Genomic DNA, 18,818 nt, shown 5'->3' on the forward strand with positions numbered 1-18,818 from the left:
CGCGCCCCCCCCCCCCCCCGCGCCCCCCCCCCCCCCCCCCGGCCCGCGCCCGCGCCCCCCCCCCCCCCCCCGACCTCCCCCCCACACCCCCACCCCCCCCCCCCTGTCCGGGCGGGGCCGCTTCGAGCCACGCGAGGAAACCGGTCAGCGCGTCTTCGCTCATGGCGAGTTCCAGACGCGTGCCCCGGTGCAGACAGGTCAGGATCACCGCGTCGGAGAGCAGCGCCAGCTCCTCCTCGCCGTCGGGGACCCGGCGGCCGGCCACCTCGATGGCGGAGCGCTCCAGGATGCGGCGCGGGCGGTAGGCGTAGGAGAAGACGCGGTACCACTCGATGCGGTCGCCGTTGTAGCGGGCGACGCCGTAGCTCCAGCCCTTGCCGCTGGTGTCGGGTTTCTCCGGCACGTCCCAGCGCAGGGAACAGTCGAAGGTGCCGCCGGAGCGCTGGATGAGTCTGCGGCGCAGACCGAAGACGAACAGCCCCAGCACCACGAGGGCGACAACGATTCCGCACACAGTCAGAGCGAGGACCATCGACACCGACCTCCTCGTCTCCTAGGTAACGGAACGGAAAAAACTTCCATATCTGCCTCAGCCGCGACCGGCACCGGATTGCTCCGGTCCCAGCCGCGGCTGAGTGACGTCATCGCGTGCGCTCCCCCAGAGCCTAGACGGCCCGGAAGGTGACCTGGTGGGTCAGCGCGCCGTCGCCGCCTGCAGGCGGACCTCCGCGCGGCGGCCTGCGGACGCGTCGTCGTCCGACTTCGCGCGCTCCAGTGCCCGCTCCGCGCGCTGGACATCGATCTCGTCCGACAGCTCGGCGATCTCGGCCAGCAGCGACAGCTTGTTGTCCGCGAACGAGATGAAACCGCCGTGCACCGCGGCGATGACGGTTCCACCATCACTCGTACGGATGGTCACCGGGCCCGACTCCAGCACACCGAGCAGCGGCTGGTGACCGGGCATGACGCCGATGTCGCCCGACGTGGTGCGCGCGACGACCAGAGTGGCCTGGCCCGACCAGACCTCACGGTCGGCGGCGACCATCGCGACGTGCAGCTCAGCAGCCAAGGTGGCTCCTCGGGTCACCACCCGGCGGTTCTGCCGGGTGTTGGTTACAAGTCTAGTAGGCGTGAGTGAGGGGGCGGGACGAACCCCGCCCCCTCAGTCAAGAGCTCAATGGCTCACGAAGACCGGTGCGTCAGGAGACGCCCAGCTCCTTCGCGTTCTTCTTCAGGTCCTCGATACCACCGCACAGGAAGAACGCCTGCTCCGGGAAGTGGTCGAACTCACCGTCGATGATCGCGTTGAACGCGGTGATCGACTCGTCCAGCGGCACGTCCGAACCGTCCACGCCGGTGAACTGCTTGGCGACGTGGGTGTTCTGGGACAGGAAGCGCTCGACACGGCGGGCACGCTGGACGACCAGCTTGTCCTCCTCGCCGAGCTCGTCGATGCCGAGGATCGCGATGATGTCCTGGAGGTCCTTGTACTTCTGCAGGATGCCCTTGACACGCATGGCGGTGTTGTAGTGGTCCGCCGCGATGTACCGCGGGTCGAGGATGCGGGACGTCGAGTCCAGCGGGTCCACGGCCGGGTAGATGCCCTTCTCGGAGATCGGACGGGACAGAACCGTCGTCGCGTCGAGGTGGGCGAAGGTGGTGGCCGGGGCCGGGTCGGTCAGGTCGTCCGCGGGGACGTAGATCGCCTGCATCGAGGTGATCGAGTGACCACGGGTCGAGGTGATGCGCTCCTGGAGGAGACCCATCTCGTCGGCCAGGTTCGGCTGGTAGCCCACCGCGGAGGGCATACGGCCGAGCAGGGTCGAGACCTCGGAACCGGCCTGCGTGAAGCGGAAGATGTTGTCGATGAAGAACAGCACGTCCTGCTTCTGCACATCGCGGAAGTACTCCGCCATGGTCAGACCGGCCAGGGCCACACGGAGACGGGTGCCCGGGGGCTCGTCCATCTGACCGAAGACCAGGGCGGTCTTGTCGATGACGCCCGAGTCCGCCATCTCCTCGATGAGGTCGTTGCCCTCACGGGTGCGCTCACCGACACCGGCGAACACGGAGACACCGTCGTGGTTGTTGGCGACGCGGTAGATCATCTCCTGGATGAGCACCGTCTTGCCGACGCCGGCACCGCCGAACAGACCGATCTTTCCACCCTTGACGTACGGGGTGAGAAGGTCGATGACCTTGACGCCGGTCTCGAACATCTCGGTCTTCGACTCAAGCTCGTCGAAGTTCGGGGCCTTGCGGTGGATGCCCCAGCGCTCGCCCTCGTACTGCTCGTCGACGTTCAGCACCTCACCGAGGGTGTTGAACACCTTGCCCTTGGTGAAGTCGCCGACGGGCACCGTGATGGAGGCACCGGAGTCGGTGACCGGGGCCTGGCGGACCAGACCGTCGGTGGGCTGCATCGAGATCGTACGGACCAGGCCGTCACCCAGGTGCTGGGCGACCTCCAGGGTCAGCGTCTTCTTCGCGCCCTCCTGAGCCGGGTCGGCGACCTCGACGTGAAGGGCGTTGTAGATGTCGGGCATGGCGTCGACGGGGAATTCCACGTCGACGACCGGGCCGATGACCCGGGCGACGCGGCCCGTGGCAGCGGCCGTCTCAACTGTCGTCGTCATTACCTGTCACTCCCCGCGGTCGCGTCGGCCAGGGCTGCGGAGCCACCGACGATCTCGCTGATTTCCTGGGTGATTTCGGCCTGGCGGGCCGCGTTGGCAAGCCGCGAGAGCGTCTCGATGAGCTCTCCCGCGTTGTCGGTGGCCGACTTCATCGCGCGCCGCGTGGCGGCGTGCTTGGAGGCGGCCGACTGGAGCAGCGCGTTGTAGATACGGCTCTCCACGTAGCGCGGCAGCAGGGCGTCGAGGACGTCCTCCGCCGAGGGCTCGAAGTCGAACAGCGGAAGGATCTCGCCCTTGGGGGCAGCCTCCTTCGCGACCTCTTCGAGGCTGAGCGGCAGCAGACGGTCGTCGAGGGCCGTCTGCGTCATCATCGAGACGAACTCGGTGAAGACGATGTGGAGTTCGTCCACGCCGCCCTCGGCCGTGTCCTTCTCGATCGCCTCGATCAGCGGAGCCGCGACCTTCTTGGCGTCCGCGTACGACGGCTCGTCGGTGAAGCCGCTCCACGACTCCGCGATCTTGCGCTCACGGAAGTTGTAGTGGGCGACACCACGGCGGCCGACGATGTAGATCTCGACCTCCTTGCCCTCGTCCTCCAGACGCGCGGTCAGCTGCTCCGCGATCTTGATGGCGTTCGAGTTGAAGGCGCCGGCGAGACCGCGGTCGCTCGTCAGGAGCAGCACCGCGGACCGCGTGACCGTCTCGGCCTGCGTGGTCAGCGGGTGCTTGGTGTTCGAGCCGGTACCGACCGCCGTGACCGCGCGGGTGAGCTCGGTCGCGTACGGCGTGGAGGCCGCCACCTTGCGCTGCGCCTTGACGACGCGCGAGGCGGCGATCATCTCCATCGCCTTGGTGATCTTCTTGGTCGCGGTGACGGATCGGATGCGACGCTTGTAGACCCGGAGCTGGGCTCCCATGAGTCAGGTCCCTTCCTTACGTCACTTGGCGGCGGCCGGGGCGTCCTCGCCGAGAAGCTTGCCGTCCGAGGTCTCGAACTGCTTCTTGAACTCGGCGATCGCGTCGGCAACAGCGGTGAGGGTGTCGTCCGACATCTTGCCGCCCTCCTTGATGGAGGTCATGAGGCCCTGCTCCTTGCGGTGCAGGAACTCAAGGAGCTCCGTCTCGAAGCGGCGGATGTCGGCGACCGGAACGTCGTCCATCTTGCCGGTGGTGGCACCCCAGACCGAGACGACCTGGTCCTCGGTGGCCATCGGCTGGTACTGAGCCTGCTTGAGCAGCTCGACCAGACGCGAACCACGCTCCAGCTGCGCCTTCGACGCGGCGTCCAGGTCGGAACCGAAGGCGGCGAACGCCTCCAGCTCGCGGTACTGGGCCAGGTCCAGACGGAGACGACCGGAGACCTGCTTCATCGCCTTGTGCTGCGCGGAACCACCGACTCGGGAGACGGAGATACCGACGTTCAGCGCGGGGCGCTGACCGGCGTTGAACAGGTCCGACTCCAGGAAGCACTGGCCGTCGGTGATGGAGATGACGTTGGTCGGGATGAACGCCGAGACGTCGTTGGCCTTGGTCTCGACGATCGGCAGACCGGTCATCGAGCCGGCGCCCATGTCGTCGGAGAGCTTCGCGCAGCGCTCCAGCAGACGGGAGTGCAGGTAGAAGACGTCACCCGGGTAGGCCTCACGGCCCGGCGGGCGGCGCAGCAGCAGGGACACGGCGCGGTAGGCGTCGGCCTGCTTCGAGAGGTCGTCGAAGATGATGAGGACGTGCTTGCCCTCGTACATCCACTGCTGGCCGATGGCCGAACCGGTGTACGGCGCCAGGTACTTGAAGCCGGCCGGGTCGGACGCCGGGGCGGCGACGATGGTCGTGTACTCCAGCGCGCCGTTCTCCTCCAGCGCGCGGCGGACCGACGCGATCGTCGAGCCCTTCTGGCCGATGGCGACGTAGATGCAGCGGACCTGCTTGTTCGGGTCGCCGGTGCGCCAGTTGTCGCGCTGGTTGATGATCGTGTCGACGGCCAGGGCGGTCTTGCCGGTCTGGCGGTCGCCGATGATCAGCTGACGCTGGCCACGGCCGATCGGGGTCATCGCGTCGACGGCCTTGTAGCCGGTCTCCATCGGCTCGTGCACCGACTTACGGGCCATGACGCCCGGAGCCTGCAGCTCAAGGGCACGGCGGCCGGACGTCTCGATCTCGCCGAGGCCGTCGATCGGGTTGCCGAGCGGGTCGACGACGCGGCCGAGGTAGCCCTCGCCGACGGCCACGGAGAGGACCTCACCGGTACGGGAGACCGGCTGCCCCTCCTCGATGCCGCTGAACTCACCGAGGATGACGGCGCCGATCTCGCGCTCTTCCAGGTTGAGCGCGAGGCCGAGGGTGCCGTCCTCGAACTTCAGCAGTTCGTTGGCCATGGCCGAGGGCAGGCCCTCGACCTTCGCGATGCCGTCGCCGGCAAGGGTGACCGTACCGACCTCCTCGCGCGAGGCCGCGTCCGGCTTGTACGACTGGACGAAGTTCTCCAGCGCGTCCCGGATCTCCTCCGGCCGGATCGTGAGCTCCGCCATCTGGGTTCCCTGCTCTCCTTGTTGGGCCCGAAGTTTCACTTTGGGGGTCTGGGGGCGACCCCCAGGATTCTTCTGCACGGCCCAACCAGGGCCGTCGTAAGTACGTACTGCTTATTGAGTTGCTGCTCAGCTCGCCAGTCGGCGGCCGGCGTCCTCGATGCGGTCCGCGAGGGAGCCGTTGATGACCTCGTCGCCGACCTGCACCCGGATTCCGCCGACGACCTCGGGGTCCACGTCGAGGTTGAGGTGCATCTGACGGCCGTAGACCTTCGCGAGGGCGGCGCCCAGGCGCTGCTTCTGCCGGTCGCTCAGCGGTACCGCCGAGGTGACGACGGCCACCATGCGCTCCCGGCGCTCGGCGGCGAGCTTGGACAGGGACTCCAGTCCCGACTCCAGGCTACGTCCACGCGGCGCGGTCACAAGACGCGTCACCAGACGCTCGGTGGTCGCCTTGGCCCGACGGCTGAGCAGGCTGCGCAGCAGCTCGCTCTTGGCCGAGGCGGCGGCGGAACGGTCGGTCAGCGCGGCACGGAGCTCGGTGCTGCCGGAGACGATCCGGCCGAACCGGAACAGCTCGTCCTCGACGTCGTCGAGCGTGCCCGTCTTCTGCGCGGCGGTGAGGTCGGCGGTGTCCGCCAGCTCCTCCAGCGCGTCCACCAGGTCGCGGGACTGCGACCAGCGGGAGCGCACCATGCCGGACAGCAGGTCGGTGGTCTCCCCGCCGACCTGGCCACCGAGGAGGCGCTGGACCAGCTCGGCCTTGGCCTCACCGGCCTGCGCCGGGTCGGTCAGGACCCGACGCAGCGACACCTCGCGGTCGAGCAGCGCGGTGACGGCGGCCAGCTCGTCGGCGAGCTTGGCCGCGTCGACGGACGTGTTGTCCGTCAGCGCGTCGAGACGCTCACGTGCGGCTGCCAGGGCCTCGCGGCTCGCTCCGTTCATCGGCCGGCCTCGGCCTTCTCCTCAAGCTCATCGAGGAAGCGGTCGATCACGCGGCTCTGCCGGGCGTGGTCCTCAAGGGACTCGCCGACGAGCTTGCCGGCCAGGTCGGTGGCGAGCTTGCCGACGTCCTGGCGCAGCGCGGAGGACGCGGCCTTGCGGTCGGCCTCGATCTGGGCGTGACCGGCGGCGACGATCTCCTCGCGCTGCCGCTGGCCTTCCGCACGCATCTCGGCGATGAGCGCGGCACCCTGCTCCTGCGCCTCCTGGCGCAGACGCGCGGCCTCGTGCCGGGCCTCGGCGAGCTGGGCCTTGTACTGCTCCAGGACGCTCTGGGCCTCGACCTGCGCCGCCTCGGCCTTCTCAATACCACCTTCGATCGCCTCGCGGCGCTCTTCCAGAACCTTGTTGATGTTCGGAAGCAGCTTCTTCCAGAAGAAGAAGAACACGATGGCGAAGGCGATGGTGCCGACGAGCAGCTCGGGGCCCGGAGGAATGAGCGGGTTCTGCTCTTCCTCGGCCGCCAGCTGTACCAGGTTGGCGATCACATCAGTGCCTTTCGTTGAAAGGTTGGCTCGTCAGGGCTCGATCATCCGTAGACGAACGGCATGACGATGCCGATGAGGGCGAGCGCCTCACAGAAGGCGAAGCCGAGGATCTGGTTGGCACGGATCAGGCCGGCAGCCTCGGGCTGGCGGGCGAGGGCCTGGGTGCCGTTGCCGAAGATGATGCCGACGCCGACACCGGGGCCGATGGCGGCCAGGCCGTAGCCGATGGAACCGATGTTGCCTTCGACGGCGGCGAGGGTCTCAAGGGCAGCCATGCTGATTCTTCCTTCTCTTTCATGGACCGGCGGGGGTTGGCCACCGGACGTTCTTGGGGGCTTGTGGTGCGGCGGGGCTCAGTGGTGCTCGGCGAGCGCGCCCTGGATGTACGAGCAGGCCAGCAGCACGAAGACGTACGCCTGGACGGCCTGCACGAAGAGCTCGAAGAGGATCATGACCATGGTCATGACGAAGGAGACACCGGCCGCCGGGATCATCCAGCTGTTCAGCAGGTACCAGGAGGCGACGGTGAACATGACCAGCATCAGGTGGCCGGCGAACATGTTGGCGAAGAGTCGGACCGCGTGCGTGAACGGGCGGACCAGCAGGTTCGAGAAGAACTCGATGACCATCACGAGCGGCAGCACCGCACCCAGCGACTTGTCGTAGCCGGTGATGTTCTTGAAGAAGCCGACGAAGCCGTGCCGCTTGAAGGTCACCGAGACCCAGATGAGCCAGACGATCGCGGCAAGCACCATCGGGAACGCGATGATCGACGAGACCGGGAACTGGGCCAGCGGGATCACGGACCAGATGTTCATGACCCAGATGAAGAAGAAGAGCGAGACCATGAACGGGACGTACTTCTCGCCCTCGCGCTTGCCGAGCGTCTCGTAGACGATGCCGCGGCGCACGAAGTCGTAACCGGCTTCGGCGACCATCTGCAGCTTGCCCGGCACCACCTTCGCCTTGCTGAACGCGAGGGTGAAGAAGGTAATGACCAAGAGCGTGGTGATGATGGCGAGCAGCATCACCTTGTTGAACTCGAACCCGCCGACCGTGGCGATCGGCTTGAAGAGGAACGAGTGCAGGCCCGGAGCCGGGAAGCCACAGCCGTTGTCGGACATGATCCGACAGCTCCAGTCAAAGGCGAGCTGGGTCTGGTCAGCACTCACCGCGGGCTCCTTCGGCGTGACGCATGGGTACGGCAACCTCGTTGTGTCGGCGCGGCGCGCAGCCGCGGTTCGGCACGGGACTGGTGTTACGGATGTGAGGGCGGCTGGGGGGCATCAAGCCTCGCGATTGAGCAGGCGTCAGCTCAGATGCCCGCGCCCGCGATGCCGCAGTTGGCACCGGACGATAGCAGGACTTCTTACGCGCACTTATCCCGGCCCTACCCCTCACGATGAGTGCCCCGATTTTTCGGGCTTGTCGCCCGAGGAGTCGGGTTCAACGTAGAGGATCTTGGCTTTCATGTGGGCCCGAGTCTGGGCCGCAATCCACGCGAGGGTGGTAGCGATCAGAGTGATCGCGAAAGCCTTGGGATTGAACAGCGTGGTGTTCTTGAACGCGCTCAGAAAGACGAACAGCAGCAGGATCTGAGCCGCGTAGAGCATCAGGCCCATCATCTGGAACAGATGCGGAAGCGATTTGGCAGTGCGCTGCAGAACGTAGAGCCCGATTCCCATGAAGAGGATCGTGAGCACCGTCGCCACCACAGCCCCGATCGCCCCCTCGCCACCGGCGACCACACCGCTGACGACGGCGGCAATCGCACCGACGGCAGCCGTGGGCACGGCAGCTTTGAGGAGAATCCGGACGTCATTGGACGGCATGGCGGCAACTCCGCTTTCGCAGGGGGGCAGGGTGTCGTCATGGACGAGCGTAGTCCCGGATTGAGAGAGCACCTCACGCCAATGGACCGTCGCACTACGGTCCTTCGGCTCTGTCCGGGGGTTCTCGTGAACCGTATCACAAACTATTTGATGAGGTCTTTACCTGGCGGGTGTGCCCGCTGTCACACATGAGAGTGACGGTGCGCGTCTGTGCGGGATCACGGTCGACTTGTCTGGTATTGGGATGCTTCGCACCCCCATCGCACTCCCACGGTTTGGCAATGCTCTAGTCAGATTCTTACCTTGCCCGTGTTCTTACGTCGGCCGTCAGCGCGACGTTCCGGCCTCCCGCCGGTCCAGCAGACGCGATCGGGCGCCGATCGCGGTCGCCCCGTTGACGCGCGAGGCGCCCGCGGCGACCGGGGTGCGCGGCTCTTCGTCGGACAGTGCGTCGGGCGCGGTGTCGGGTGAGAGCTGGCCGGAGACCGTCTGGGGCGTGGTGGCCGCCGGTGCCGAGGCGGCGCCGCGGCGGTAGCGCGGCGGGATGAAGGCCTCGGCCCAGCGCGGGGCGCGGGGGGTGAAGCGGGGCATCAGGAGCAGCAGGAGCCCGATGGCGCTCAGGAAGACCACGCCCAGCACGATCCACATGGACGCCGAGTTCACCGAGTAGGCGAGGGCGCCGAAGGCGATCAGGGCGGACCAGAAGTACATGATCAGGACCGCGCGGCTGTGGGAGTGGCCGATCTCCAGGAGGCGGTGGTGGAGGTGGCCACGGTCGGCGGCGAAGGGCGACTGGCCCCGCCACGTGCGGCGCACGATCGCGAGGACCAGGTCGGCCGCCGGGATCGCGATGATCGTCAGCGGCAGCAACAGCGGGATGTAGACCGGCACCGTCTGGTGCACCGCCGCCTTCTCCGAGCCCGCGAACAGCTTCAGGGCGTCCGGGTCGACCTGTCCCGTGATGGAGATCGCGCCCGCCGCCAGGACCAGGCCGATGAGCATCGAGCCGGAGTCGCCCATGAAGATCCGCGCCGGGTGCATGTTGTGCGGCAGGAAGCCCAGGCACATGCCCATCAGGATCGCCGCGAACAGGGTGGCCGGGGCGGCCGCCTCGATGCCGTACGACACCCAGACCCGGTAGGCGTAGAGGAAGAACGCGGCCGAGGCGATGCAGACCATGCCGGCCGCCAGGCCGTCCAGGCCGTCGACGAAGTTGACCGCGTTGATGGTGATCACGACCAGGGCGACCGTGAGAAGCGTGCCCTGCCACTGGGTCAGCGCGACCGAGCCGAAGCCCGGAATGGGCAGCCACAGGATCGTCAGACCCTGCATGACCATGACGCCGGCGGCGATCATCTGGCCGCCCAGCTTGATCAGGGCGTCGATCTCGAACTTGTCGTCCAGAACGCCGATCAGCCAGATGAGCGCCGCTCCGGAGAGCAGCGCCCGCGGTTCGTTGGAGTTCTCGAAGACGCTACTGAGGTTCGTGAGGTGGTCGGCGGCCAGCAGTCCCGCGCACAGGCCGAAGAACATCGCGATCCCGCCGAGCCGCGGAGTGGGCTCCCGGTGCACGTCACGTGCCCGGATCTCCGGCATCGCTCCGGCCACGATCGCGAACTTACGTACCGGCCCTGTCAGCAGATACGTCACCGCGGCCGTGATGCAGAGCGTCAGCAGGTATTCACGCACGGGCTTCCCCACAAGTCTCGCTGGCCATCTCAGCCCCACACCCTAGCGACGTACACATACGCGACGCATATGTGTGGGGACTTCCGGGTAGCGACGATGGTTGCATGGGTGGCTGTGCATGCGGGTGCGTCTACCCCGCCTCAGCCGGGATACGGCGGAAATCTACCGGCCAGCTCCCGCACTTCTTCACGAGCCTTCGGACTTTCGGTCTCCTCCCTGAGCACGCCCCCGACCAGCCCGGCCAGCCACGCCATCTCCTCCTCCCCCATGCCCTGGGTGGTCACGGCCGCCGTGCCGAGGCGCAGGCCACGGGCGTCGCCGTGCGGCAGCGCGCAGCAGTCCAGCACGATTCCGGCCGCCGCGAGCCGCCCGCGCGCCGTGCGGCCGTCGACGCCGAGCGGGGCCGGGTCGGCGGTGATGAGGTGGGTGTCGGTGCCGCCGGTGGTGACGACGAGTCCCTCCGCCGCCAGTCCGGCCGCCAGGGTTCTCGCATTGGCGACCACCTGATGGGCGTACGCGGCGAACTGCGGTGTTGCCGCCTCGCCGAACGCGACGGCCTTGGCGGCGATGGCGTGCATCTGGGCGCCGCCCTGGGTGAAGGGGAAAACGGCGCGATCGACGCGCTCGGCGAGGTCCGCGCCGCACAGGATCATGCCTCCGCGCGGGCCGCGCAGGACCTTGTGGGTGGTGGCGCACACGACATCGGCGTACGGCACCGGGCTCGGCGCCGCTCCCCCGGCGACGAGCCCCATCGGGTGGGCGGCGTCGGCGATGAGGTACGCCCCGACCTCGTCGGCGAGCTCGCGGAAGAAGGCGTAGTCGATGTGCCGGGGGTAGGCGATGGACCCGCACACGATCGCCTTGGGCCGGTGGCCGCGGGCCAGGGTGCGCACCTGGTCGTGGTCGATGAGCCCGGTCTCCGCGTCGACGCCGTAGGGGACGAAGTCGAACCAGCGGCCGGAGAAGTTCGCCGGCGAGCCGTGCGTGAGGTGGCCGCCGTAGGGCAGTCCGAGGGCGAGGACGGTGTCGCCGGGGCGCAGCAGGGCGGCGTACGCGGCGAGGACGGCCGAGGAGCCGGAGTGGGACTGCACATTGGCGTGCTCGGCCCCGAACAGCGCCTTGGCGCGTTCCACGGCGAGCCGTTCGGCGACGTCGACCATCTCGCACCCGCCGTGGTGCCGGGCGCCCGGATAGCCCTCCGCGTACTTGTTGGCCAGCGGCGATCCGAGGGCCGCCAGCACGGCGGGCGACGTGAAGTTCTCGGCGGCGATGAGCTGGAGCGTCGTCGACTGCCGGTCCAGCTCACCGAGCAGGATGTCGGCGAGCTGCGGGTCCTGGCCGCGCAGGACATCGGCCGCGAGGGTATGGGTGACCGGCATGGTGGGCTCCGGGCGTGCGACGCTGCTGATGGCTCGTTCGCCTCCGGGGTGCCCGAGCCGGTGCACCCCTTCAGCTCACGAGCCGTGGTGACGTACGTCCAATGTAGGCCCGGGGCGGCAGGGGCGCCCGGTTGTTACGCCCTCGCAGGTACTCCGGTGAGCGCTGTGACGACCGGATCCAGCGCCTGGTGTATCTCGTCGCCGACCGACCGGAAGAACCCCAGCGGTGCCCCGTACGGGTCGTACACCTCGTCCGCCTCCGCCGTGGGGGCCAGGAGCCACCCGCGTAGAGCCGCGGCGGCGCGGACCAGGGCGCGTGCGCGGAACACCACGCCGTCCTCCAGGGGAGGCAGCGTCGTCGGGTCTATCGCCTTCACCAGGCGGGTGAACTCCTTGAGGGTGAAGGTGCGCAGGCCCGCCGAATGGCCCATGGAGATGACCTGGGCGCGGTGGTCGCGGGTGGCCGTGAGGACCAGGTCGGCCATGATGACGTGCTCGTCGAGGAGCTCGCGGCCGACGAAGCCGGAGGCGTCCGCGCCGAAGTCGGCGAGGACGGTCTCCGCGTTGGATTCCATGGGCGCGCCCTCATGGCCCCAGGTGCCCGCGCTCTCCACGATCAGCCCGCCGCCGAGCACCCCGAGGCGCTGCGTCACGAAATGACGGGTCAGCCGCTCGGTGATCGGTGAGCGGCACACATTGCCGGTGCTGACGTGGAGGATGCGGAAGCTGTCGCGCGGGAGTCCGACGAATGTCGTGGTGATCTCCGCCGCGCTTTCCCCGTTGCCTATGCCACGCCCCGCGTTGGGGGCTGTCAATTCGCCACCTCAAGGTCGGGTACGACCTTCCGCAGCTCCTCCGCCGAGATGGCGCCCGCGCGCAGCAGGAGCGGGATCTCGCGGGTGACGTCGACGATCGACGACGGGACGTTGCCGGGGGTCGGGCCGCCGTCCAGGTAGACGGAGACCGAGTCGCCGAGCATCTCCTGCGCGGAGTCGCAGTCCTCCGGCGCCGGGTGCCCCGTGAGGTTGGCCGAGGACACCGCCATCGGGCCGACCTCGGTCAGCAGCTCGATGGCGACCGGGTGCAGTGGCATGCGCACGGCAACCGTGCCCCGGGTGTCTCCCAGGTCCCACTGCAGCGACGGCTGGTGCTTGGCGACCAGCGTCAGCGCGCCCGGCCAGAACGCGTCGACCAGTTCCCAGGCCAGCTCGGAGAAGTCGGTGACGAGACCGTGGAGCGTGTTCGGGGAGCCGATCAGAACCGGGGTGGGCATGTTGCGGCCCCGCCCCTTGGCCTCCAGCAGATCGCCGACCGCCTCCTTGGCGAACGCGTCGGCGCCGATGCCGTACACCGTGTCGGTCGGGAGGACCACGAGCTCGCCCCGGCGGACGGCGGACGCGGCTTCGCGCAGGCCGGTCGTACGGTCCGTCGCGTCGTTGGTGTCGTATCGCCGTGCCATGTCTAGCGGGCCTCCTCGTACACGAAGTACACGTACTGCGGGATCGAAGTCTGCGGGGCGGTCACGGCAGCGCCTTGCGGGCGGTCGCGAACCTGGGACGGTTGTTGAGGTCGGGATGGTCGGCCGCGTCGGCCCAGCCCCGCTCCTCGGTGAAGATCCACGGCACCTGCCCGCCCTGGGTGTCGGCGTGCTCGATGACGACGACCCCGCCGGGACGCAGGAGACGGTGTGCGGTCCGCTCCAGGCCACGGATGAGGTCGAGGCCGTCCTCGCCGGAGAACAGGGCGAGTTCGGGATCGTAGTCCCGCGCCTCGGGAGCGACGTACTCCCATTCGGTGAGCGGGATGTAGGGCGGGTTGGAGATGACCAGGTCGACCTGGCCGTCGAGGTCGGGGAAGGCGTCGAGGGCGTTGCCCTGCCGCAGGTCGACCCTGGACCCCTCCACGTTCTTGCGCGTCCACTGCAGGGCGTCCTCGGACAGCTCCACGGCGTGCACCCGGGAGCGCGGGACCTCCTGGGCGAGGGCGAGCGCGATGGCGCCGGAGCCGGTGCACAGGTCGACGATGCAGGGCTCGACGACGTCCATGGCCCGTACGGCGTCTATGGCCCACCCGACCACCGACTCGGTCTCGGGGCGGGGCACGAACACGCCCGGCCCCACCTGGAGTTCGAGGTACCGGAAATAGGCCCGCCCGGTGATGTGCTGGAGCGGCTCGCGCTGTTCGCGGCGGGCGATGACCTCCCAGTAGCGGGCGTCGAAGTCCGCGTCCTTGACGGAGTGCAGCGCGCCCCGCTTCACGCCGTGCACGAACGCGGCGAGCTCCTCCGCGTCGTTGCGCGGCGAGGGCACGCCGGCGTCGGCCAGCCGCTGGGTGGCCTGGGCTACCTCAGCGAGCAGCACGCTGCGGGGACTTGAGGGTCGCCCCCCAAATGTTGGCTGCACGCATGTCCTCCGGTACTTGCTCGTACGTCCTTTACGCGGCTGCGAGCTTGGCGGCCGAGTCCGCGTCGACGCAGGCCTGGATCACCGAGTCGAGGTCGCCGTCGAGGACCTGGTCCAAGTTGTACGCCTTGAAGCCGACCCGGTGGTCCGAGATGCGATTCTCCGGGAAGTTGTAGGTGCGGATCTTCTCGGAGCGGTCGACGGTGCGGACCTGGCTGCGGCGGGCGTCGGCGGCCTCCTTCTCCGCCTCCTCCTGCGCCGCGGCGAGCAGCCTGGAGCGCAGGATACGCATCGCCTGCTCCTTGTTCTGCAGCTGGCTCTTCTCGTTCTGGCAGGAGGCGACGACTCCGGTGGGGATGTGCGTGATGCGCACGGCGGAGTCGGTGGTGTTGACGGACTGGCCGCCCGGGCCGGACGACCGGTACACGTCGATGCGCAGGTCGTTCGGGTTGATCTCGACGTCGATCTCCTCGGCCTCCGGCGTGACCAGCACACCGGCCGCGGAGGTGTGGATACGGCCCTGGGACTCGGTCGCCGGCACCCGCTGCACGCGGTGCACACCGCCCTCGTACTTCAGCCGGGCCCAGACACCCTGGCCGGGCTCCGTGGCACCGTTTCCGCCCTTGGTCTTCACCGCGACCTGGACGTCCTTGTAGCCGCCGAGCTCGGACTCGGTGGAGTCGATGATCTCGGTCTTCCAGCCGACGCGCTCGGCGTACCGCAGATACATGCGCAGCAGGTCACCCGCGAACAGCGCGGACTCGTCACCGCCGGCACCGGCCTTGATCTCCAGAATGACGTCCTTGTCGTCACTCGGGTCGCGCGGGACCAGCAGCAGGCGCAGCTTCTCGGTGAGCTCCTCGCGCTGCTTCTCCAGGTCCTTCACCTCGGCGGCGAAGTCGGGGTCGGCGGCGGCGAACTCCTTCGCCGTCTCGATGTCGTCGCCGGTCTGCTTCCAGGAGCGGTACGTGGCGACGATCGGGGTGAGCTCGGCGTAGCGCTTGTTCAGCTTGCGCGCGTTCGCCTGGTCGGCGTGGACCGACGGGTCGGCGAGCTTCGTCTCCAGGTCGGCGTGCTCAGTGACCAGGTCCTCGACGGCCTCGAACATCTTGGGCTCCTGTGTGGGTACGGCTGTGCAGGGCGGGCGACCAAAAACGCCGGTCCCGGCACGCCTGTGAGAGGGCGCGACCGTGGACCGGCGAAATGGGGCTCGCTACTTCTTGGAGCCGGCGGCCTTGCCGAAGCGGGCCTCGAAACGGGCCACACGGCCACCGGTGTCGAGGATCTTCTGCTTGCCCGTGTAGAACGGGTGGCACTCGGAGCAGACCTCGGCACGGATGGTGCCGCTCTCGATCGTGCTACGGGTGGTGAACGACGCGCCACAGGTGCAGCTGACCTGCGTCTCGACGTACGCGGGGTGGATGTCGCGCTTCAAGGTGTCTCCTAGTTTCGGGAGGGCACCGGGTCGCCACCGCGGGGTGCGGGAGCGTGAACCGGGGCCGACGTACCAGTCTGCCAGGACTGGGGCCATCCCCCCAAACCGGGGGTTGGCGCCGGGTATTCCCGGCGGGCCCTCAGCCGGCGTTGACGACGCCCTTGGCATCACCGGTCGCGGTACCTTCGGTCGCTGCCTTCGGGATCGCCTTGTCCGCCTTCAGGGCGTCCCACACCAGCTGGGCCTTGGTCTTCGCGACGATCACGCGGTTCGGGTCCGCCGGGTCGTACTGGACCGGCATCGTGACCATGTTCATGTTCTTGGAGCTGATGCCCTTGAGGCCGCCCGCGAAGGACATGAGCTTGTTGACCGAGCCGAGGTCGGAGTCGGTGGTGACCGTCTTGGTGGCGGTGTTGGCCAGGTCGTACAGCCGCTTGGGGTTGCCGAACAGGTTGATGTCCTTGACCTGGTTGATCAGCGCCTTGATGAAGGCCTGCTGGAGCTGGATACGGCCGAGGTCGGAGCCGTCGCCGACGCCGTGCCGGGTGCGGACCAGGCCGAGGGCCTGCTTGCCGGTGAGCTGATGGGTGCCGGCCTTGAGGTCGAGGTGGCTGTCGGGGTCGCTGATGTTCTTGGTGGTGGTGACCTCGACGCCGCCGAGCTCGTCGATGAGCTTCTGGAAGCCGGCGAAGTCGACCTCCAGGTAGTGGTCCATGCGGACACCGCTGAACGACTCGACGGTCTTCACGGCGCAGGCGGCACCGCCCGTGGAGTACGACTCGTTGAACATCACGCCGGACGCCGCCGGGTGCTTCTTGCCGTTGGTGTCGGTGCACTCGGGGCGGTCGATCAGGGTGTCGCGCGGAATGGAGACCACGCTGGCCTTCTTGTGGCCCTCGTAGACGTGCAGGATCATCGCCGTGTCCGAGCGGGCACTGCCGTCGTCGGTGCCTCCGCCGAGCTTCTTGTTGCCGCCGGAGCGGGTGTCCGAGCCGAGGACGAGGATGTTCTCCGAGCCGTTGTCGACCTTCTGCGGCCGGTCGGTACCGAGTGCCTGGTCGATGTCCACGCTCTTGATGTTGCCGTTGAGCTTGAAGTACAGGTACCCGGCGCCGGTTCCGCCCAGGACCACGATCCCGGCGGCCGTCCAGGCCATGATCATCAGGCCCTTGCGTTTGTCGCGGGGCTTGCGACGGCGGCCCTTGGCGCGATTGCGTGGACCTGCGGTGCCGGTGTCACCCGGTATGCCGGGTTCCGGCGTGCTCTCGGCGGACATGTGCTCCTCGGTTCTGATCCGATCGGTTACCCCCTGCAGTCAGGGTCAGGCGTGGTCAATTGGGCCCGTACCACACCATCGTCACCCCGTCCGGTCAGACGGGGAAACCCGGGAAAGGGTTGCACAACGGACTGTGCCCACCGCCTGGGGGCAGTGGGCACAGTGCGTAGTCGGTGATACCGGGTGTACCCGCCTCACCTGCGGTTTCAGCCGAAGATGTCGTACTGCTTGAAGTCCGTACCGACCGAGATCCTTGTGGCAAAGATCTCGCTGGTGGCCTTTCCGGTGCCCTTGTACAGATAGAGCGTGCCGCCGGGCGTACGGGCCAGGAAGTCGGCCTTGCCGTCCCCGCTGATGTCGCCGACCGCGTCGAAGGCGTTGTAGCCGGCCCACTCGCGCACCTTGATGCGACTGGAGAAGGCTCCCGTCCCGGACTTGCCGGTGCCCTTGTACAGGTACAGATAGCCGTTGCTGCTCGCACGGGCGATGAGGTCGGTCTTGCCGTCGCCGGTGAAGTCGCCGTGTCCGCGCAGGGAGTTGTACTGGTTCCAGCCGGAGCCGACCTGCACCCTGGTCCCGAACGTGCCGTTGCCCTGGCCCGGGTAGATCCACAAGTAGCCGCCGGAGTCGACCGAGAGCAGGTCGGGCAGGTAGTCGCCGGTGACGTCGCCCGGGGTGACGATGCGGGTGCGGGTCTTCCAGTTGTCGGCGATCTGCTTGGTGGCCCAGCTGCCACTGGACTGCACATAGTGCGACCAGAACACGTCGCCGTCGGAGCTGCGCCGGTACACCAGGTCCTGGTAGCCGTCACGGTCGAGGTCGCTCTGCAGGACGACGTTCACGCCGTTCCAGTCGCCCCAGGACTCACGCGCGGCGAAGGAGCTGCCGTTGGAGTCCTTCGAGTAGCCGGTCCCGGTGGAGGAGTTGCGCACCCATAGATCGGCCTTGTGGTCACCGCTGATGTTGGTGTCGTCGACCCGCGGGTAGGCGGCACCGACGTAGCTGCTGACCTTCGAGAAGACGCTGTACGCCCCCTCGGCGACACAGTCCTGCACACCCCACGACACCACACCGACGATCCGCCCGTTCACGACGAGCGGCCCACCGGAGTCGCCGTTGCAGGCGGAGGTGGTGCCACTGTCGCTGCCGCTGGCCGGGTTGCCCGCGCAGACCATGTGGCCCTTGATGAAATCGGTGCCGTAGTAGCCGGTGCAGGTGCTGTCGGACTGGACGGGCAGTGTGGCCGTCTTCAGTGTCTGGGAGACGTCCTGGGTGGTGGAGCTGGTACGGCCCCAGCCGTAGACCTTGGCGCTCGTCCCGGCCGCGTACGAGGCGGTGTCACCGGACGTCGTCATACGGATCGGCGTCGCCTTGACGGCGTTCGCCAGCGTGATGACGGCCATGTCGTTGTCGATCGTCGTCGCGTTGTACGACGGGTGGTTCCACTGCCGCTGCGGCAGCGTGACGGTGCCGCCGTGCAGGTCGGTGTTGCCGGCGTCGTCGGTGGTGGGCAGCTGGGCGGTGCCGGTGACGACGGCGCCGTAGTTGTACCAGTCGTAGCCCTTGACGCAGTGCGCGGCGGTCAGGATCTTCGTCGGCGCGACGACGGCGCCCCCGCAGAAGAAGCCGATGTCGTCGGCCTCGTCGGTGGTGCCCTTGTCGTCGTAGTACCAGAGCTGCGCCATCCAGGGCGCGGAGGTGATGCTGGTGGTGGTGCCGCCGATGACCATGGGGCTCACCGTGGAGTCACCGGAGGAGCCGCTGGTGCCGGCGCTGTACGACGACTTCTTCGACGTCTCCCCCGCGACGTCGTCACCGGCGACGGCCCCGGCGACCCGCCGCTCCAGCTCGGCCGGCGAGACCGAACGGGTGGCGGGCTTCACGGTGGGCTTCGGCTGCGCGGTGGCGGCCCCCGCGGACGAGGTCAGCAGCGCGGCGGCGACGGCCGCGGCGACACCGACGGCGGCGACGGGCAGCCCGATACGTATCCGGCGTCTGTGACGACCGCTGCCGGACGGAGTGGTGGTCAAGAAGGTCCCCCCAGGGATGCATGAGTAGGAAGGGGCGCACCGATGCGCCCGCTCCTATCAGCGCCAAAAGGCCGCCCTACGTCACTGAATGACGTAGGGCGGCCTCAACGCCCCAAAGGGGCGC

General features: G+C 68.3%; 18 protein-coding genes and 1 pseudogene. All 19 read right to left on the minus strand.

Features of this window, described 5'->3' with window-relative positions; translation table 11 throughout:
* Positions 1-103: 103 nt before the first annotated feature.
* A pseudogene (locus ACFWYS_RS43050) lies at positions 104-532 on the minus strand (DUF2550 domain-containing protein); the annotation flags it as partial.
* 162 nt (positions 533-694) lie between these two features.
* Positions 695-1,069 (minus strand): F0F1 ATP synthase subunit epsilon, encoded by a 375-nt coding sequence (locus ACFWYS_RS43055; protein WP_250089034.1) that lies wholly within the window; start codon positions 1,067-1,069, stop codon positions 695-697.
* Between the two features lie 130 nt (positions 1,070-1,199).
* Positions 1,200-2,636, minus strand: coding sequence for a F0F1 ATP synthase subunit beta (atpD, locus tag ACFWYS_RS43060; RefSeq protein ID WP_384781856.1), 1,437 nt, complete (start codon positions 2,634-2,636; stop codon positions 1,200-1,202).
* On the minus strand, positions 2,636-3,553 hold the full coding sequence (locus ACFWYS_RS43065) for a F0F1 ATP synthase subunit gamma (protein ID WP_384781858.1): 918 nt from the start codon (positions 3,551-3,553) through the stop codon (positions 2,636-2,638). Before ACFWYS_RS43065 ends, atpD begins: the two co-directional genes overlap by 1 nt.
* A 21-nt stretch (positions 3,554-3,574) precedes the next feature.
* Positions 3,575-5,164 (minus strand): F0F1 ATP synthase subunit alpha, encoded by a 1,590-nt coding sequence (gene atpA / locus ACFWYS_RS43070; protein WP_384781860.1) that lies wholly within the window; start codon positions 5,162-5,164, stop codon positions 3,575-3,577.
* Positions 5,165-5,290: 126 nt separating this feature from the next.
* Entirely contained in the window at positions 5,291-6,106 is an 816-nt protein-coding gene (locus ACFWYS_RS43075; RefSeq protein WP_384781862.1) for a F0F1 ATP synthase subunit delta, read from the minus strand.
* Positions 6,103-6,651 carry a F0F1 ATP synthase subunit B gene (locus ACFWYS_RS43080; protein ID WP_384781864.1) on the minus strand — a complete coding sequence of 183 codons (549 nt, stop codon included), beginning with the start codon at positions 6,649-6,651 and terminating at the stop codon, positions 6,103-6,105. Before ACFWYS_RS43080 ends, ACFWYS_RS43075 begins: the two co-directional genes overlap by 4 nt.
* A 41-nt stretch (positions 6,652-6,692) precedes the next feature.
* Positions 6,693-6,926 carry an ATP synthase F0 subunit C gene (gene atpE, locus ACFWYS_RS43085; protein WP_031485821.1) on the minus strand — a complete coding sequence of 78 codons (234 nt, stop codon included), beginning with the start codon at positions 6,924-6,926 and terminating at the stop codon, positions 6,693-6,695.
* A 78-nt stretch (positions 6,927-7,004) separates the two neighbouring features.
* A complete protein-coding gene (gene atpB, locus ACFWYS_RS43090) occupies positions 7,005-7,775 on the minus strand; it encodes a F0F1 ATP synthase subunit A (protein ID WP_384781897.1) in 771 nt (256 codons plus the stop codon).
* Positions 7,776-8,048: 273 nt separating this feature from the next.
* Complete coding sequence (locus tag ACFWYS_RS43095; RefSeq protein WP_384781867.1) at positions 8,049-8,483, minus strand: hypothetical protein; 435 nt, start codon at positions 8,481-8,483, stop codon at positions 8,049-8,051.
* A gap of 327 nt (positions 8,484-8,810) precedes the next feature.
* Positions 8,811-10,172: an MraY family glycosyltransferase gene (locus tag ACFWYS_RS43100; protein ID WP_384781869.1), complete on the minus strand. Its 1,362-nt coding sequence runs from the start codon at positions 10,170-10,172 to the stop codon at positions 8,811-8,813.
* Between the two features lie 140 nt (positions 10,173-10,312).
* Positions 10,313-11,551, minus strand: a complete 1,239-nt coding sequence (gene glyA, locus ACFWYS_RS43105; protein ID WP_384781871.1) for a serine hydroxymethyltransferase — start codon at positions 11,549-11,551, stop codon at positions 10,313-10,315.
* Positions 11,552-11,685: 134 nt separating this feature from the next.
* Positions 11,686-12,366, minus strand: a complete 681-nt coding sequence (locus tag ACFWYS_RS43110) for a protein-tyrosine-phosphatase (protein ID WP_384781873.1) — start codon at positions 12,364-12,366, stop codon at positions 11,686-11,688.
* The gene (locus ACFWYS_RS43115) at positions 12,363-13,010 is read right to left on the minus strand and encodes an L-threonylcarbamoyladenylate synthase (protein WP_272115204.1); all 648 of its coding nucleotides are present in this window, start codon (positions 13,008-13,010) and stop codon (positions 12,363-12,365) included. The genes ACFWYS_RS43110 and ACFWYS_RS43115 overlap by 4 nt, the downstream gene beginning before the upstream one ends.
* 61 nt (positions 13,011-13,071) lie before the next feature.
* Entirely contained in the window at positions 13,072-13,911 is an 840-nt protein-coding gene (gene prmC, locus ACFWYS_RS43120; protein WP_384781875.1) for a peptide chain release factor N(5)-glutamine methyltransferase, read from the minus strand.
* A gap of 73 nt (positions 13,912-13,984) precedes the next feature.
* Entirely contained in the window at positions 13,985-15,061 is a 1,077-nt protein-coding gene (gene prfA / locus ACFWYS_RS43125) for a peptide chain release factor 1 (RefSeq protein ID WP_384781877.1), read from the minus strand.
* 105 nt (positions 15,062-15,166) lie between these two features.
* On the minus strand, positions 15,167-15,388 hold the full coding sequence (gene rpmE, locus ACFWYS_RS43130; RefSeq protein ID WP_030740744.1) for a 50S ribosomal protein L31: 222 nt from the start codon (positions 15,386-15,388) through the stop codon (positions 15,167-15,169).
* A gap of 139 nt (positions 15,389-15,527) precedes the next feature.
* Positions 15,528-16,664: an LCP family protein gene (locus ACFWYS_RS43135; protein WP_384781879.1), complete on the minus strand. Its 1,137-nt coding sequence runs from the start codon at positions 16,662-16,664 to the stop codon at positions 15,528-15,530.
* 206 nt (positions 16,665-16,870) lie between these two features.
* Positions 16,871-18,652, minus strand: coding sequence for a trypsin-like serine protease (locus ACFWYS_RS43140; RefSeq protein WP_384781899.1), 1,782 nt, complete (start codon positions 18,650-18,652; stop codon positions 16,871-16,873).
* Positions 18,653-18,818 lie beyond the last annotated feature (166 nt).

This window comes from Streptomyces sp. NPDC059010, from assembly GCF_042740355.1.
Taxonomy (GTDB): domain Bacteria; phylum Actinomycetota; class Actinomycetes; order Streptomycetales; family Streptomycetaceae; genus Streptomyces.

Coding starts and splice junctions, on each gene's coding strand:
- prfA (WP_384781877.1), bottom strand. CDS start 15,061: ATGTTCGAGGCCGTCGAGGACCTGGTCACTGAGCACGCCGACCTGGAG.
- atpE (WP_031485821.1), bottom strand. CDS start 6,926: ATGGCTGCCCTTGAGACCCTCGCCGCCGTCGAAGGCAACATCGGTTCC.
- ACFWYS_RS43135 (WP_384781879.1), bottom strand. CDS start 16,664: ATGTCCGCCGAGAGCACGCCGGAACCCGGCATACCGGGTGACACCGGC.
- ACFWYS_RS43065 (WP_384781858.1), bottom strand. CDS start 3,553: ATGGGAGCCCAGCTCCGGGTCTACAAGCGTCGCATCCGATCCGTCACC.
- glyA (WP_384781871.1), bottom strand. CDS start 11,551: ATGCCGGTCACCCATACCCTCGCGGCCGATGTCCTGCGCGGCCAGGAC.
- ACFWYS_RS43075 (WP_384781862.1), bottom strand. CDS start 6,106: ATGAACGGAGCGAGCCGCGAGGCCCTGGCAGCCGCACGTGAGCGTCTC.
- atpA (WP_384781860.1), bottom strand. CDS start 5,164: ATGGCGGAGCTCACGATCCGGCCGGAGGAGATCCGGGACGCGCTGGAG.
- ACFWYS_RS43095 (WP_384781867.1), bottom strand. CDS start 8,483: ATGCCGTCCAATGACGTCCGGATTCTCCTCAAAGCTGCCGTGCCCACG.
- atpD (WP_384781856.1), bottom strand. CDS start 2,636: ATGACGACGACAGTTGAGACGGCCGCTGCCACGGGCCGCGTCGCCCGG.
- ACFWYS_RS43115 (WP_272115204.1), bottom strand. CDS start 13,010: ATGGCACGGCGATACGACACCAACGACGCGACGGACCGTACGACCGGC.
- atpB (WP_384781897.1), bottom strand. CDS start 7,775: ATGTCCGACAACGGCTGTGGCTTCCCGGCTCCGGGCCTGCACTCGTTC.